Raw genomic sequence first — 13,887 nt, 5'->3', positions numbered from 1 at the left:
ATTTTAAAACTTATGCCCACTTTCGCCGAAGGGTGCTTGACAATAGGCGCCGCCTATCAAGTTCTATGCGATTGAATGTGTGCTCTTTAACCCTTTCAAGGAAATAACATGTCTCAAATTACTATGCGTCAGATGATTGAAGCCGGTGTTCACTTCGGTCACCAAACCCGTTTCTGGAACCCGAAAATGGCTCAATACATTTTCGGTGCGCGCAACAAAATCCATATCGTAAACTTGGAAAAAACCCTGCCGATGTTCCAAGAGGCGCAAGAAGCCGTACGTCGTCTAGTTGCCAACAAAGGTACAGTATTGTTCGTAGGTACCAAACGCCAAGCCCGCGACATCATCCGCGAAGAAGCTACCCGTGCCGGTATGCCTTTCGTTGATTACCGCTGGTTGGGTGGTATGCTGACTAACTACAAAACCGTTAAGCAATCCATCAAACGCCTGGAAGAAAAAACTGCTGCCCTGGAAAACGCTGCTGAAGGCGGTTTCAACAAAAAGAAATTTTGGAAATGCAACGCGACGTTGAAAAACTGGAACGTTCTTTGGGCGGTATCAAAAACATGAAAGGCCTGCCTGATGCGATTTTCGTTATCGATACCGGCTACCAAAAAGGTACTTTGGTTGAGGCTGAAAAATTGGGCATCCCTGTTATCGCCGTAGTCGATACCAACAACAGCCCTGACGGCGTGAAATACGTTATCCCTGGTAACGATGACTCCGCTAAAGCTATCCGCCTGTACTGCCGCGGCATCGCTGACGCAGTTTTGGAAGGCAAAAACCAAGCACTGCAAGAAACTGTAGCCGCTGCCCAAGAAGCTGCTGCCGAGTAATTCGGTACATAGAAGAGGGGCGTTATGCCCCTTTTCTCAAATCCCGTTCTGAAATCCGTTTCAGACGGCCACTATTTCCAAACACGGCAATGGCCGTGTTCCCAAAAATCTAGGAGATTCAAAATGGCAGAAATTACTGCAAAAATGGTTGCCGACCTGCGCGCCGCTACCGGCCTGGGCATGATGGAATGCAAAAAAGCCTTGGTTGAAGCTGAAGGCAACTTCGACAAAGCCGAAGAAATCCTGCGTATTAAATCCGGTGCGAAAGCCGGTAAACTGGCTGGCCGTACGGCTGCCGAAGGCGTATTGGCTTATGCAATCAACGGCAATGTTGGTGCATTGGTTGAAGTAAACTGCGAAACCGACTTTGTTGCTAAAGACGCCGGATTCGTAGAATTTGCCAACTTCGTTGCTAAAACTGCTGCCGAGAAAAAACCGGCTACCGTTGAAGAACTGAGCGAACTGGTTGAAGCAGAACGCAAAGCCATCATCGCTAAATTGGGCGAGAACATGTCTGTTCGCCGCTTCCAAGTGATCGATACTGCCAACCAACTGGTTGCTTACATCCACGGTGCTTTGGCTACTGAAGGCGTATTGGTTGAGTACAAAGGCTCTGAAGACGTGGCACGCAAAATCGGTATGCACATCGTTGCCGCCAAACCTCAATGCGTAAGCGAAGCCGAAGTAGATGCTGAAACCGTTGAAAAAGAACGCCACATCTACACAGAACAAGCTATCGCTTCCGGCAAACCTGCCGACATCGCCGCTAAAATGGTTGAAGGCCGTATCCGTAAATTCTTGGCTGAAATCACTCTGAACGGCCAAGCATTCGTGATGAACCCTGACCAAACTGTTGCCCAATTCGCTAAAGAAAACGGCACTGAAGTGGTTAGCTTCGTACGCTACAAAGTAGGTGACGGTATCGAGAAAGCCGTTGTTGACTACGCAGCCGAAGTTGCTGCCGCTGCTAAAGTGTAAGGCACTTATGAAAAAGAAAGCACCTAGATTCCAAACGAATCAGGGTGCTTTTTTTTGAGAAAACCGTTTACGGTACCTATTTTAAGACGACCGAATATAAAGGCCGTCTGAAAACAAAACAATAATAGAACGACACACCATATCATTGTAATCCGACCGTTTGAAAATTCAGACGGCCCGAACTCCGACCGACGACATTCAAGAAAGCAAGGTATCCCATGACACAGCAAATCAAATACAAACGCGTATTACTGAAACTCTCCGGCGAATCCCTGATGGGTTCCGATCCGTTCGGCATCAATCACGATACCATCGTTCAAACTGTCGGCGAAATTGCCGAAATCGTGAGAATGGGCGTGCAAGTCGGTATCGTTGTTGGCGGCGGTAACATTTTCCGCGGCGTATCTGCACAAGCAGGCAGCATGGACCGCGCCACTGCCGACTACATGGGCATGATGGCAACCGTGATGAACGCGTTGGCACTCAAAGACGCATTTGAAACCTTGGGCATCAAAGCGCGCGTACAATCCGCACTGTCTATGCAGCAAATCGCTGAAACTTACGCCCGCCCTAAAGCCATTCAATATTTGGAAGAAGGCAAAGTCGTGATTTTCGCTGCCGGTACCGGTAATCCGTTCTTCACAACCGACACTGCCGCCGCATTGCGCGGTGCGGAAATGAACTGCGACGTGATGCTCAAAGCCACCAACGTCGATGGCGTGTACACCGCAGACCCGAAAAAAGATCCATCTGCAACACGCTACGAAACCATTACTTTTGATGAAGCCTTGTTGAAAAACCTCAAAGTGATGGACGCCACCGCTTTCGCCCTCTGCCGCGAACGCAAGCTCAATATTGTAGTATTCGGCATTGCTAAAGAAGGCTCGCTCAAACGCGTGGTAACCGGCGAAAACGAGGGTACACTGGTTCACTGCTAATCATTGAAAGGCCGTCTGAAACAGCCGAACGGGATACATTCGGCTTTCAGACGGCCTTTTATTTTCAGTCGGTTGCGTAGGCAGTTTCTCATGGCTTGAACAGCTTAAGGACTTGATTGACCATAATATCCAACCGACAATTCGATAACAAAAGGATACTCCATGAATATCACCGTCTTGGCTGTCGGCACGAAAATGCCGCGTTGGGTGGATGAAGCCGTCGGCGAGTACGCCAAACGCTTTGGGCGCGATGTCAATTATGCGCTGAAAGAAATCAAGCCAGAGAAACGCGGCGCAGGTGTGAATGCGGCTCAGGGCATGGCGGCTGAAGAAAAACGCCTGCTGGAAGCCATACCGCAGGGCGCGTTTTTGGTAGTATTGGACGAGCGCGGCAAAGCGCCGACTTCGGTCGAGTTGGCGCAACATTTAAAAAGCTGGCAGCAAAACGGCGAACACGTCTGCTTTATTATCGGCGGCGCAGACGGCATGACCGACCGTTTGAAACAGCAGGCAAACATGATGATGCGCCTTTCCAGCCTGACTTTGCCGCACGGCATGGTGCGCGTTTTGCTGACCGAGCAACTTTATCGTGCCGTTTCGATTTTGCACAACCATCCGTATCATCGGGAATAATCCGCTTTGAGTGCAGGGATAAGAAGACAATGCCGCCTTGTCAGTTTGAAAGGGAATAGGGCAAGTCGGTTTAAAGCGGGGTTGAACCTGTTTTCAGACGGCCTGATTTTTCCGCATGAATCCTTTATAATCGTTTCTTTGATAAATCAACATCTTTCGGGAGAACCCAAATGTCCGATTTTCGTCAAGACTTCCTCAAATTCGCTTTGGTACAAAACGTGTTGAAATTCGGCGAATTTACGACCAAGGCCGGCCGTCAGTCGCCTTATTTTTTCAATGCCGGTTTGTTCAATGACGGCGCATCGACTTTGCAGCTGGCGAAGTTTTACGCCGAAGCCATTATTGCCAGCGGCGTGAAGTTCGATATGCTGTTCGGCCCAGCCTATAAAGGCATTATTTTGGCGGCAGCAACAGCGATGATGTTGGCGGAAAAAGGCGTAAACGTACCGTTTGCCTACAACCGCAAAGAAGCCAAAGACCACGGCGAAGGCGGTGTGTTGGTGGGCGCGCCTTTGAAAGGCCGCGTGCTGATTATCGATGATGTGATTTCCGCCGGTACATCCGTGCGCGAGTCGGTCAAACTGATTGAGGCCGAAGGCGCAACGCCTGCCGCAGTGGCTATTGCGCTCGACCGCATGGAAAAAGGCACGGGCGAATTGTCGGCGGTGCAGGAAGTCGAAAAACAATACGGCCTGCCGGTGGTTTCGATTGCCAACTTGAACGACTTGTTCACGCTCTTGCAAAACAATGCCGAATTTGGCGGCTTTTTCGAGCCGGTCAAATCCTATCGTGAACGTTACGGCGCGGTTTAAACCATAATATTATGCTCAGGTCGTCTGAAAACTGTTTCAGACGGCCTGAAACATTGGCTAAAATATATTTTTGATTCAATACACTTACGGAAAATACTCATGCCTGCTTGTTCTTGTCCTCATTGTAAAACGCCGCATTGGGTGAAAGATGCCCAGTTGAACGTGGCGCAGGGTTTCGTGGTCTGCACGCGTTGTTCGGGGATGTTTAAGGCCAAGGATTATCTGTCGGGCAACCTGCCGGCCGATCCGGCCCATCTGCCTGTGGCGGTAACGGATGTGCGCCTCGTGCATAACATCGGTGCGCAAATTCTCAAGCATTCCAAACTCTCGCGCAAAGAAATTTCCGATTTGCTCAATAGCGCGCTCAAGGAAGAGCCTAAGGCGGAAGAGCAGGTGGCGGTCAAAACGCGCAAGGACGGTTTCAACTGGACTTTGGCATCGTTGATTGCGCTGACGGTTTTGATTATGCAACTCTTTTATCTTGCCCTGCTATGAGTGCCATCGCCCATTTTGTCGCCAGCTTTCGCGAAGCCGCGCCCTATATCCAATATTTGCGCGGCAAAACCATGGTGGTCGGCGTGACCGACAGCTTGTTAGAAGGCGAAACCCTGATCCGTTTGGCCGCAGATTTGAACCTGTTGGCCAGCTTGGGCTTGCGTTTGGTCTTGGTGCACGGTTCGCGGCATTTGCTCGACAAATTGGCTTCGGGTCGGAATTTTGTTCCGAAATACAGCGGCAGCCGACGGATTACCGATGAAGCGACCCTGATGGAAGTGAAGCAGGTGGCGGGAATTATCCGCAGCGATATCGAAGCCGCCTTGTTCAGCAGCGTATCTGCACAACAACGGAGCAAGCCGCCGGTTATCGCTTGCGGCAACTTTATTACCGCCCGTCCGTTGGGCGTTATCGACGGCGTGGACATGGGCTATACCGGTACTGTCCGCAAAATCGACGCGGAAGAAATCCGTTTGCGCTTGGACAGTGGCGCGGTGGTGCTAATCAGTCCTTTGGGGCATTCGTACAGCGGCAAAACCTTCAATCTGAGTATGTGCGAAACCGCGCAGGAAGTGGCCATGGCTTTGCAGGCGGAGAAGCTGGTTTTCTTGACCGAAGAAGCCGGTATTCGTCGTGCCGACGGCTCGTTGGCCAATACTTTGTCTGTCGGCGAAGTGCAGGAACTGATACACGACAATCCCGATGCGCCGGCCGATTTGCTGCATGCGGCGGTAGGCGCGTTGGAAAACGGCGTATCGCGGGTGCAGATTCTCAACGGCCGTGAAGACGGCAGCCTGTTGCGCGAGCTGTTTACCCGCGAGGGCAGCGGTACATCTATTGCCCGTGAGCCGTTTGTTTCCATCCGTCAGGCACGCAGCGACGACATTCCGCACATCATCACCTTAATCCGTCCGTTGGCGGAACAAGGCATCTTGTTACACCGCAGCCGCGAGTATTTGGAAAACCATATTTCCAGTTTTTCCGTATTGGAACACGATCAAAACATTTACGGCTGCGTGGCGTTGAAAACCTTTTCCGAGCCTGATTGCGGCGAATTGGCCTGTCTGGTGGTGTCGCCCGAAGCGCGCGATGGTGGCTATGGCGAATTGCTGTTGGAACATCTGTTTCAGAAAGCACGCGCCTTAAATATCAAAACGCTTTTCGCCTTATCCACACATACAGGCGAATGGTTTGTCGAACGGGGCTTTCAGACAGCCTCAGCCGATGACCTGCCTGCCGAACGTCTGCAGGAATACAATGCCAACGGCCGCAATTCCAAAGTATTCGTTTATGACTTGCAGGCCGTCTGAAAAACCTCAATCCTATTATCCGTTTTTAAAAATTACTCAAATCTTATGTTGAAAATCATCTCTGCCAACGTCAACGGCATCCGCTCCGCCTATAAAAAAGGTTTTTATGAATACATCGCCGCATCAGGCGCGGACATTGTCTGCGTGCAGGAACTGAAAGCTCAAGAGGCTGACCTGTCAGACGATATGAAGAATCCGCACGGTATGCATGGCTACTGGCATTGCGCCGAAAAGCGCGGTTACAGCGGCGTGGCGGTGTACAGCAAACGCAAACCCGACAATGTGCAAATCGGCATGGGCATTGAAGAATTTGACAGGGAAGGCCGTTTTGTCCGTTGCGATTTCGGCAAGTTGTCGGTAATTTCGCTGTATCTGCCCAGCGGCAGCAGCGCGGAAGAGCGCCAACAAGTGAAATACCGCTTTTTGGACGCGTTCTATCCCATGCTTGAAGCCATGAAAAATGAAGGACGCGACATCGTCGTCTGCGGCGATTGGAATATTGCCCACCAAAACATCGACTTGAAAAACTGGAAGGGCAATCAGAAAAATTCGGGCTTCTTGCCTGAAGAGCGCGAATGGATAGGCAAAGTCATCCACAAGCTCGGTTGGACGGATATGTGGCGCACACTTTATCCCGATGTGCCGGGCTATACCTGGTGGAGCAACCGCGGACAAGCGTATGCGAAAGATGTCGGGTGGCGTATCGATTATCAGATGGTAACGCCGGAGTTGGCCGCCAAAGCCGTTTCCGCACATGTTTATAAAGACGAGAAATTCTCGGATCACGCCCCTTTAGTTGTGGAGTATGACTATGTTGCCGAATAAGGTTTTTGGTAAATATGATTGGAATATAAACGGCAAAACCGGCGTAGGCGCAGCGTGGGTCGTAGCGGCATTTGTGCTGCCTATGCTGGTGTGGGCGGTATTTATGCTGGCGCGGATGTCCGGCTGGGTTGCCCCGACCAAGGCCAATCCGACATGGGCGTTGGTATGGCTGCTGTTTTCCCTGCCTTGCCTGCTGATTGCGGCCAAATGCTTTGCTTGGAAGGGCTGGCGGCTGGTGGCCAACATCGTACTTTGTCTGGCGACTTGTGCCATCCTCAGTGTGCCTGCCGCATTGCTGATTGCATTTACACTCAATGACTTGCTCAAATAGGCCGTCTGAAATGCAGAGCTTCGAACTCGAAGAAATGGCACTGTTTCTGATACGCGATGCGGATGAAGCGGAAATGTGGATAGACCGCTGGGCGGTCAGCTATCCGATTGTTCAAACTGCCGAAGCCGATAGTCGGCAAACCATTTCCGAATGGCAACATGCCATTCAGACGGCCTTCGACCATATCGTGAGCAGAAATATTGCCGTCGTGGCTCATGGTGCAGGCGTGTCCGCATTTTTGGCATGGCTGTATCAAGCCGACATCATGACGCAAAAACGCCTGACCAATATTATTTTGGTCTCGCCGCGTCCAGAAGCTTTTCCCGAGGACGAAATCCATACGTTTCAACGCGTCCGCTGCCCTTGCCGTACAGCGCTGGTTATCGCCGAAACAAACGGTGCGCCACGCGATTGGGCGCAAGAACAGGCCGACTGCTGGCATGCACGCCTGCTTCAATCGCCGCATTCCGGCCGGTTAAACGGCGCACTCGGCGGCTGGCAATGGGGCATGAAGCTGATGCAGGAAATGCTGTTGAGTAAGTAGTTTAGAAATGTCTATTAATAAACAAAGGCCGTCTGAAACCGATATGTGTTTCAGACGGCCTTTGTTTGCAAATATCATGTTAAATATAATTAAAAGAAACTATTCTCATTTCTTTTATGAAGCAATATAATTCGGTTGTTCCGTTAAATTGAGTATAAAAATGCAAATACCATTTCATTTAGCTTTATTACCCACGCTGATTATCGCTTCCTTCCCTGTTGCTGCCGCCGATACGCAGGATAATGGTGAACATTACACCGCCACCCTGCCCACCGTTACCGTGGTCGGACAGTCCGACACCAGCGTACTCAAAGGCTACATCAACTACGACGAAGCCGCCGTTACCCGCAACGGACAGCTCATCAAAGAAACGCCGCAAACCGTCGATACGCTCAATATTCAGAAAAACAAAAACTACGGCACGAACGATTTGAGTTCCATCCTTGAAGGCAATGCCGGCATCGACGCTGCCTACGATATGCGTGGCGAAAGCATTTTCCTGCGCGGCTTCCAAGCCGATGCATCCGATATTTACCGCGACGGCGTGCGCGAAAGCGGACAAGTGCGCCGCAGCACCGCCAACATCGAGCGCGTGGAAATCCTGAAAGGCCCGTCTTCCGTGCTTTACGGCCGCACCAACGGCGGCGGTGTCATCAACATGGTCAGCAAATACGCCAACTTCAAACAAAGCCGCAACATCGGTGCGGTTTACGGCTCGTGGGCAAACCGCAGCCTGAATATGGACATCAACGAAGTGCTGAATAAAAACGTCGCCATCCGCCTCACCGGCGAAGTCGGGCGCGCCAATTCGTTCCGCAGCGGCATAGACAGTAAAAATGTCATGGTTTCGCCCAGCATTACCGTCAAACTCGACAACGGCTTGAAATGGACGGGGCAATACACCTACGACAATGTGGAGCGCACACCCGACCGCAGCCCGACCAAGTCCGTGTACGACCGCTTCGGACTGCCTTATCGCATGGGTTTTGCTCACCCGAACGATTTTGTTAAAGACAAGCTGCAAGTTTGGCGTTCCGACCTTGAATACGCCTTCAACGACAAATGGCGCGCCCAATGGCAGCTCGCCCACCGTACGGCGGCGCAGGATTTCGACCATTTTTATGCAGGCAGCGAAAATGGCAACTTAATCAAACGTAACTATGCTTGGCAGCAGACCGACAACAAAACCCTGTCGTCCAATTTCACACTCAACGGCGACTACAACATCGGCCGTTTTGAAAACCACCTGACCGTAGGCATGGACTACAGTCGCGAACACCGCAACCCGACCTTGGGTTACAGCCGCGCCTTTTCAGCCTCCATCAACCCCTACGACCGCGCGAGCTGGCCGGCTTCGGGCAGATTGCAGCCCGTTCTCACTCAAAACCGACACAAGGCCGATTCCTACGGCATCTTCGTGCAAAACATCTTCTCCGCCACGCCCGATTTGAAATTCGTCCTCGGCGGCCGTTACGACAAATACACCTTTAATTCCGAAAACAAACTCACCGGCAGCAGCCGCCAGTACAGCGGCCACTCGTTCAGCCCCAACATCGGCGCAGTGTGGAACATCAACCCAGTCCACACACTTTACGCCTCGTATAACAAAGGCTTCGCGCCTTATGGCGGACGCGGCGGCTATTTGAGTATCGACACGTCGTCTGCCGCCGTGTTCAACGCCGACCCCGAGTACACCCGCCAATACGAAACCGGCGTGAAAAGCAGTTGGCTGGACGACCGCCTCAGCACTACGTTGTCCGCCTACCAAATCGAACGCTTCAATATCCGCTACCGCCCCGACGCGCAAAATGATCCCTACACTTGGGCAGTCAGCGGTAAACACCGTTCGCGCGGCGTGGAATTGTCCGCCATCGGGCAAATCATTCCCAAAAAACTCTATCTGCGCGGTTCGTTGGGCTTGATGCAGGCGAAAGTCGTTGAAGACAAAGAAAATCCCGACCGAGTGGGCATCCATTTGAATAACACCAGCAACGTTACCGGCAACCTGTTTTTCCGTTACACACCAACCGAAAACCTCTACGGCGAAATCGGCGTAACCGGTACAGGCAAACGCTACGGTTACGACTCAAGAAATAAAGAAGTGACTACGCTTCCAGGCTTTGCCCGAGTTGATGCCATGCTCGGCTGGAACCATAAAAATGTTAACGTTACCTTTGCCGCTGCCAATCTGCTCAATCAAAAATATTGGCGTTCGGATGCCATGCCGAGTAATCCGCGCGGCTATACTGCCCGGGTAAATTACCGTTTCTGATGAAATCAGGCAAAGGCCGTCTGAAAATAAGGCTATGATCTAAGCCATATTTCAGACGGCCTTTTATAAAGGTTGAAATAAAACTAAACACATTTTTTCACTCAAATCGAACACACCTCCAACAAAATGCCATAAAATCCGCCCATTGATTTGAATGTAAAGAGATACCTATGAAACTGAAAACCTTAGCCTTGACCTCATTAACCCTGTTGGCATTGGCCGCTTGCGGCAAACAGGCGGAAACCAGCGTTCCGGCAGACAGCGCCCAAAGCAACACATCCGCTCCGGCAGCCCCTGCCGCATTGACCGAAGGTGTCAATTACACCGTATTGTCCAATCCGATTCCGCAACAGCAGGCCGGCAAAATCGAAGTATTGGAATTCTTCGGCTACTTCTGCCCGCATTGTGCCCATCTTGAGCCGGTTTTGAGCGAGCACATCAAAACGTTTAAAGACGATACCTATATGCGCCGGGAGCATGTCGTGTGGGGTGATGAAATGAAACCTTTGGCACGTTTGGCGGCCGCAGTGGAAATGGCCGGTGAATCAGATAAAGCCAACAGCCATATTTTCGATGCGATGGTTAACCAAAAAATCAACTTGGCCGATACCGATACCCTGAAAAAATGGCTGTCCGAGCAAACAGCGTTTGACGGCAAAAAAGTATTGGCTGCATTTGAGGCTCCTGAAAGCCAAGCGCGTGCGGCTCAAATGGAAGAATTGACCAATAAATTCCAAATCAGCGGCACACCGACCGTTATTGTCGGCGGCAAATACCAAGTCGAATTTAAAGACTGGCAGTCTGGCATGACCACGATTGACCAGTTGGTGGACAAAGTACGCGAAGAGCAGAAAAAGCCACAATAAGTTGAGGATTGAATAAGCAAGGATTCCGCGCTCCTTCCACTTCGTTTTCCTTTACTATGCTGAAAGATCCAAACGATGTGTGATTACTGTTCTGACCTGCGACCTACCGTTCGTATCAGGGTTCCGAAAGAATTATCGCAAATGTTACTGCGAGCCTCTGATCGTTTAGCAGACGGCACGCTCATCGACATTACCCCAGCCTACGACAAAGTTTATGGTCCCAGCCTTGATTTTGCCAAAACCATCGCCAATAGCGGTTACATTACCCATACTGATTCTCAGGGTAATCGTGACATATATGGTTGGAACGATTTCGTGGTACATTATTTTCAATGTACGCATTGCAATGCCGTTTTCAGGCTTGGTGCCGAAACCTACCATGGTAGTGGTGGCCAATGGGAAATGTTGGAAGAGGCAACGATACGCTATGAAAATTCTTAAAAGGAATAGATTTCATAGTTATATGTGAACAGTAATTTTTGCTAGAGTAAAAACCAAAACGCCGTCTGAAACTTTTCAGACGGCATTTTCTGTCAAATCGGCTTACAAACCTGGGAACATGCCTTTCATTCCCTTCATGCCTTTGGCCAAACGCATTAGTTTGCCCAAACCGTTGCCGCTGAACATCTTCATCATTTGTTGCATTTGTTCAAACTGTTTGAGCAATTTGTTCACTTCCTGCACGGTCGTACCCGCACCCATTGCAATACGGCGTTTGCGGCTGGCTTTGAGCAGGGCAGGGTTGGCGCGTTCTTTAGGGGTCATCGAGTTGATGATGGCTTCCACTTTGCCCATCGCTTTTTCAGCCGTACCTTCGGGGATTTGTTTCGATATTTGACCCAGTTCGCCCGGCATTTTCGACATCAGGTTTTCCAAGCCGCCCATATTGCGCATCTGTTGGATTTGTTCTTTAAAGTCGTTGAGGTCGAAGCCTTTGCCTTTTTGCAGCTTTTTCGCCATTTTGGCGGCGGCTTCTTCATCAATACCTTTTTGAACGTCTTCAATCAGTGTCAATACGTCGCCCATGCCGAGGATACGGCTGGCAAGACGGTCGGGGTGGAAAGGTTCGAGGCCGTTGATTTTCTCGCCGACGCCGATAAATTTAATCGGTTTGCCGGTTACATGGCGTACGGACAATGCCGCACCGCCGCGCGAGTCGCCGTCCATCTTGGTCAATACGACACCGGTCAGCGGCAGGGCTTCATTAAATGCCTGAGCAGTGTTTACTGCATCCTGACCCAGCATGGCATCGATAACGAACAAAGTTTCAACTGGGTTGACTGCTGCATGAAGCGCTTTGATTTCGTTCATCATCTCTTCATCGATTGCCAAACGGCCGGCGGTATCGACCATCAATACATCGTAAAAATGTTTTTTGGCGTAATCAACAGCGGCAGTTGCAATCTCAACCGGTTTTTGGTTGGTATCGGATGGGAAAAAGTCCACGCCGACCTGTTCGGCCAACAGGCGCAGCTGTTCAATCGCGGCAGGGCGGTAAACGTCGGCAGATACCACCAAAACTTTTTTCTTCTGATCGTTTTTCAGCAGGCGGGCAAGTTTGCCGACGGTTGTTGTCTTACCGGCACCCTGTAAACCAGCCATCAAAACAATGGCAGGCGGTGAAACCGATAAGTCCAGCGTTTTGTTTTCCTTGCCCATCAATTCGACTAAGGCTTGGTTGACCACGCCAATAAAGGCTTGGTCAGGCGTCAGGCTGCCGACGACTTCTTGGCCAAGGGCTTGTTCTTTGACTGTGTTGACGAATTCTTTAACGACGGGTAATGCAACGTCGGCTTCCAGCAGGGCAAGACGAACCTCGCGCAAGGCTTCTTTAATATTGTCTTCGGTCAGCGTTGATTGGCCGCGAATATTTTTAAGTACCTTGCTGAAGCGGTTGGTCAGGTTGTCTAACATACTTATCCTTGATAATGAGAATAGCTGCCCAATACAGGGCATTCTTTGTTAAAATAAAATTCGGATTATTTTACACGATAGTCCGAAGTTATGCTTCAAGAACACAAATACGCACACCAAGGCCGTCTGAAACCCTGCCGGTTGTTTGCAAGTGTTTACATGTCTATTGAGAAAGATATTTATGCCGATTGTCTTAATCTGCCTTATGCTGGTGTATGCCGGATTGGGTGCATTTTCCTGGTTGCAACATAAAAAGCACAATAATAAATCTTACCCGCTGAAAACCGAGCTGCTGATTTTGAGTGGCGCATTATTGGTACATGGCGCAGCATTGATGTTCCCAGTATTGCAGGATAGGGTATTGATTACCGGTTTTGGCTATTCGCTCAGCCTGATAGTCTGGCTGATGCTGATGATGTACTGCTTAGGCAGCTTCTTTTATTGTCTGCGCGGTGTGCAACTCTTATTGTATCCCTGTGCCGCATTGACCTTATTGTTGGGTTTCCTTTTCCCGGGTGATTTTTCAGGCCGCCAAATCGTAGACTTATTGCCGCTGTCGCACATCGCATCATCATTACTCGCATACGGACTATTTGGCATCGTTACCTTATTTGCCATCCTGATCCTTTTGCTCGACCGCAATCTGCACAAACGCCGTTTTTCCGCATTGGTTAGCTTCTTGCCGCCATTATTGAGTTTGGAAAAACTCATGTTCCAAGGTATGTGGGCAGGTTTCATTCTGTTGACTTATTCCGTAATCAGCGGTACGTTTTTTGCAGAAACCGTTTTCGGTAAGCCGATGACCTTCACGCATAAAACCATCTTCAGTATTATGTCGTGGCTGATTTATGGTGCATTATTGTTGAAACACAGCATGACCGCATGGCGCGGCAAAAAAGCCGCTGTTTGGACTATTGTCGGATTTGTTAGTTTGATTTTTGCCTATGTAGGCAGTAAATTTGTCCTAGAAATTGTCCTTCAACGTATTGGATAAATAGAAAACATGAAAAGGGCCGTCTGAAAGAGCATTTCAGACGGCCTTTGTTTTGTATTTTTTGTATGTATGGAATGTGTAGAAAGGTTGATAGTGTTTTTATCAAATAAAAACCCTGTTAAAACAGGGCGGTGGTTAA

14 protein-coding genes and 1 pseudogene are annotated in these 13,887 nt (G+C 50.0%); 13 read left to right on the top strand and 2 right to left on the bottom strand.

The window, feature by feature from the left end:
- Positions 1-108 precede the first annotated feature (108 nt).
- From rpsB to TW89_RS09905, 12 genes and pseudogenes are all read left to right on the top strand, one after another.
- A pseudogene (gene rpsB / locus TW89_RS09965) lies at positions 109-836 on the top strand (30S ribosomal protein S2).
- Positions 837-959: 123 nt separating this feature from the next.
- Complete coding sequence (gene tsf, locus TW89_RS09960) at positions 960-1,814, top strand: translation elongation factor Ts (protein ID WP_002236251.1); 855 nt, start codon at positions 960-962, stop codon at positions 1,812-1,814.
- A gap of 218 nt (positions 1,815-2,032) precedes the next feature.
- Positions 2,033-2,752 (top strand): UMP kinase, encoded by a 720-nt coding sequence (gene pyrH / locus TW89_RS09950; protein WP_003708812.1) that lies wholly within the window; start codon positions 2,033-2,035, stop codon positions 2,750-2,752.
- Positions 2,753-2,914: 162 nt separating this feature from the next.
- Positions 2,915-3,385: a 23S rRNA (pseudouridine(1915)-N(3))-methyltransferase RlmH gene (gene rlmH / locus TW89_RS09945; protein WP_036493712.1), complete on the top strand. Its 471-nt coding sequence runs from the start codon at positions 2,915-2,917 to the stop codon at positions 3,383-3,385.
- A gap of 170 nt (positions 3,386-3,555) precedes the next feature.
- On the top strand, positions 3,556-4,197 hold the full coding sequence (gene pyrE, locus TW89_RS09940) for an orotate phosphoribosyltransferase (RefSeq protein WP_128581349.1): 642 nt from the start codon (positions 3,556-3,558) through the stop codon (positions 4,195-4,197).
- 99 nt (positions 4,198-4,296) lie between these two features.
- On the top strand, positions 4,297-4,692 hold the full coding sequence (locus tag TW89_RS09935) for an MJ0042-type zinc finger domain-containing protein (RefSeq protein ID WP_036493714.1): 396 nt from the start codon (positions 4,297-4,299) through the stop codon (positions 4,690-4,692).
- Positions 4,689-6,002: an amino-acid N-acetyltransferase gene (gene argA, locus TW89_RS09930; RefSeq protein WP_128581348.1), complete on the top strand. Its 1,314-nt coding sequence runs from the start codon at positions 4,689-4,691 to the stop codon at positions 6,000-6,002. Before TW89_RS09935 ends, argA begins: the two co-directional genes overlap by 4 nt.
- A gap of 45 nt (positions 6,003-6,047) precedes the next feature.
- Complete coding sequence (locus TW89_RS09925; protein WP_003684015.1) at positions 6,048-6,827, top strand: exodeoxyribonuclease III; 780 nt, start codon at positions 6,048-6,050, stop codon at positions 6,825-6,827.
- Positions 6,814-7,158 (top strand): hypothetical protein, encoded by a 345-nt coding sequence (locus TW89_RS09920; protein WP_070608462.1) that lies wholly within the window; start codon positions 6,814-6,816, stop codon positions 7,156-7,158. Before TW89_RS09925 ends, TW89_RS09920 begins: the two co-directional genes overlap by 14 nt.
- Positions 7,159-7,168: 10 nt before the next feature.
- Positions 7,169-7,702: an alpha/beta hydrolase gene (locus TW89_RS09915; protein ID WP_128581347.1), complete on the top strand. Its 534-nt coding sequence runs from the start codon at positions 7,169-7,171 to the stop codon at positions 7,700-7,702.
- Between the two features lie 160 nt (positions 7,703-7,862).
- Positions 7,863-9,974 (top strand): TonB-dependent receptor, encoded by a 2,112-nt coding sequence (locus tag TW89_RS09910; RefSeq protein ID WP_128581346.1) that lies wholly within the window; start codon positions 7,863-7,865, stop codon positions 9,972-9,974.
- Between the two features lie 170 nt (positions 9,975-10,144).
- Positions 10,145-10,840, top strand: coding sequence for a thiol:disulfide interchange protein DsbA/DsbL (locus TW89_RS09905; RefSeq protein ID WP_003749428.1), 696 nt, complete (start codon positions 10,145-10,147; stop codon positions 10,838-10,840).
- A gap of 165 nt (positions 10,841-11,005) precedes the next feature.
- Here the strand turns inward: TW89_RS09905 and TW89_RS11770 are convergent, their stop codons facing one another.
- Complete coding sequence (locus TW89_RS11770; RefSeq protein ID WP_164836726.1) at positions 11,006-11,236, bottom strand: hypothetical protein; 231 nt, start codon at positions 11,234-11,236, stop codon at positions 11,006-11,008.
- A 147-nt stretch (positions 11,237-11,383) separates the two neighbouring features.
- Complete coding sequence (gene ffh / locus TW89_RS09895) at positions 11,384-12,754, bottom strand: signal recognition particle protein (RefSeq protein ID WP_003684000.1); 1,371 nt, start codon at positions 12,752-12,754, stop codon at positions 11,384-11,386.
- Positions 12,755-12,935: 181 nt separating this feature from the next.
- Here ffh and TW89_RS09890 point away from each other — a divergent pair, with 181 nt between their 5' ends.
- Positions 12,936-13,748 (top strand): cytochrome C assembly family protein, encoded by an 813-nt coding sequence (locus TW89_RS09890; RefSeq protein WP_128581344.1) that lies wholly within the window; start codon positions 12,936-12,938, stop codon positions 13,746-13,748.
- Positions 13,749-13,887: the final 139 nt, after the last annotated feature.

The sequence above is a fragment of the Neisseria flavescens genome, assembly GCF_001618065.1.
Classification (GTDB): domain Bacteria; phylum Pseudomonadota; class Gammaproteobacteria; order Burkholderiales; family Neisseriaceae; genus Neisseria; species Neisseria flavescens_A.
This window is presented reverse-complemented; position numbering and strand designations above follow the sequence as displayed.

What these genes read in the sequence shown, in the direction of transcription:
- TW89_RS09915 (WP_128581347.1), top strand. Translation starts at nt 7,169, where the DNA reads ATGCAGAGCTTCGAACTCGAAGAAATGGCACTGTTTCTGATACGCGAT.
- TW89_RS09890 (WP_128581344.1), top strand. Translation starts at nt 12,936, where the DNA reads ATGCCGATTGTCTTAATCTGCCTTATGCTGGTGTATGCCGGATTGGGT.
- rlmH (WP_036493712.1), top strand. Translation starts at nt 2,915, where the DNA reads ATGAATATCACCGTCTTGGCTGTCGGCACGAAAATGCCGCGTTGGGTG.
- TW89_RS09920 (WP_070608462.1), top strand. Translation starts at nt 6,814, where the DNA reads ATGTTGCCGAATAAGGTTTTTGGTAAATATGATTGGAATATAAACGGC.
- pyrE (WP_128581349.1), top strand. Translation starts at nt 3,556, where the DNA reads ATGTCCGATTTTCGTCAAGACTTCCTCAAATTCGCTTTGGTACAAAAC.
- TW89_RS09925 (WP_003684015.1), top strand. Translation starts at nt 6,048, where the DNA reads ATGTTGAAAATCATCTCTGCCAACGTCAACGGCATCCGCTCCGCCTAT.
- pyrH (WP_003708812.1), top strand. Translation starts at nt 2,033, where the DNA reads ATGACACAGCAAATCAAATACAAACGCGTATTACTGAAACTCTCCGGC.
- argA (WP_128581348.1), top strand. Translation starts at nt 4,689, where the DNA reads ATGAGTGCCATCGCCCATTTTGTCGCCAGCTTTCGCGAAGCCGCGCCC.
- ffh (WP_003684000.1), bottom strand. Translation starts at nt 12,754, where the DNA reads ATGTTAGACAACCTGACCAACCGCTTCAGCAAGGTACTTAAAAATATT.
- TW89_RS09905 (WP_003749428.1), top strand. Translation starts at nt 10,145, where the DNA reads ATGAAACTGAAAACCTTAGCCTTGACCTCATTAACCCTGTTGGCATTG.
- TW89_RS09935 (WP_036493714.1), top strand. Translation starts at nt 4,297, where the DNA reads ATGCCTGCTTGTTCTTGTCCTCATTGTAAAACGCCGCATTGGGTGAAA.
- TW89_RS09910 (WP_128581346.1), top strand. Translation starts at nt 7,863, where the DNA reads ATGCAAATACCATTTCATTTAGCTTTATTACCCACGCTGATTATCGCT.
- tsf (WP_002236251.1), top strand. Translation starts at nt 960, where the DNA reads ATGGCAGAAATTACTGCAAAAATGGTTGCCGACCTGCGCGCCGCTACC.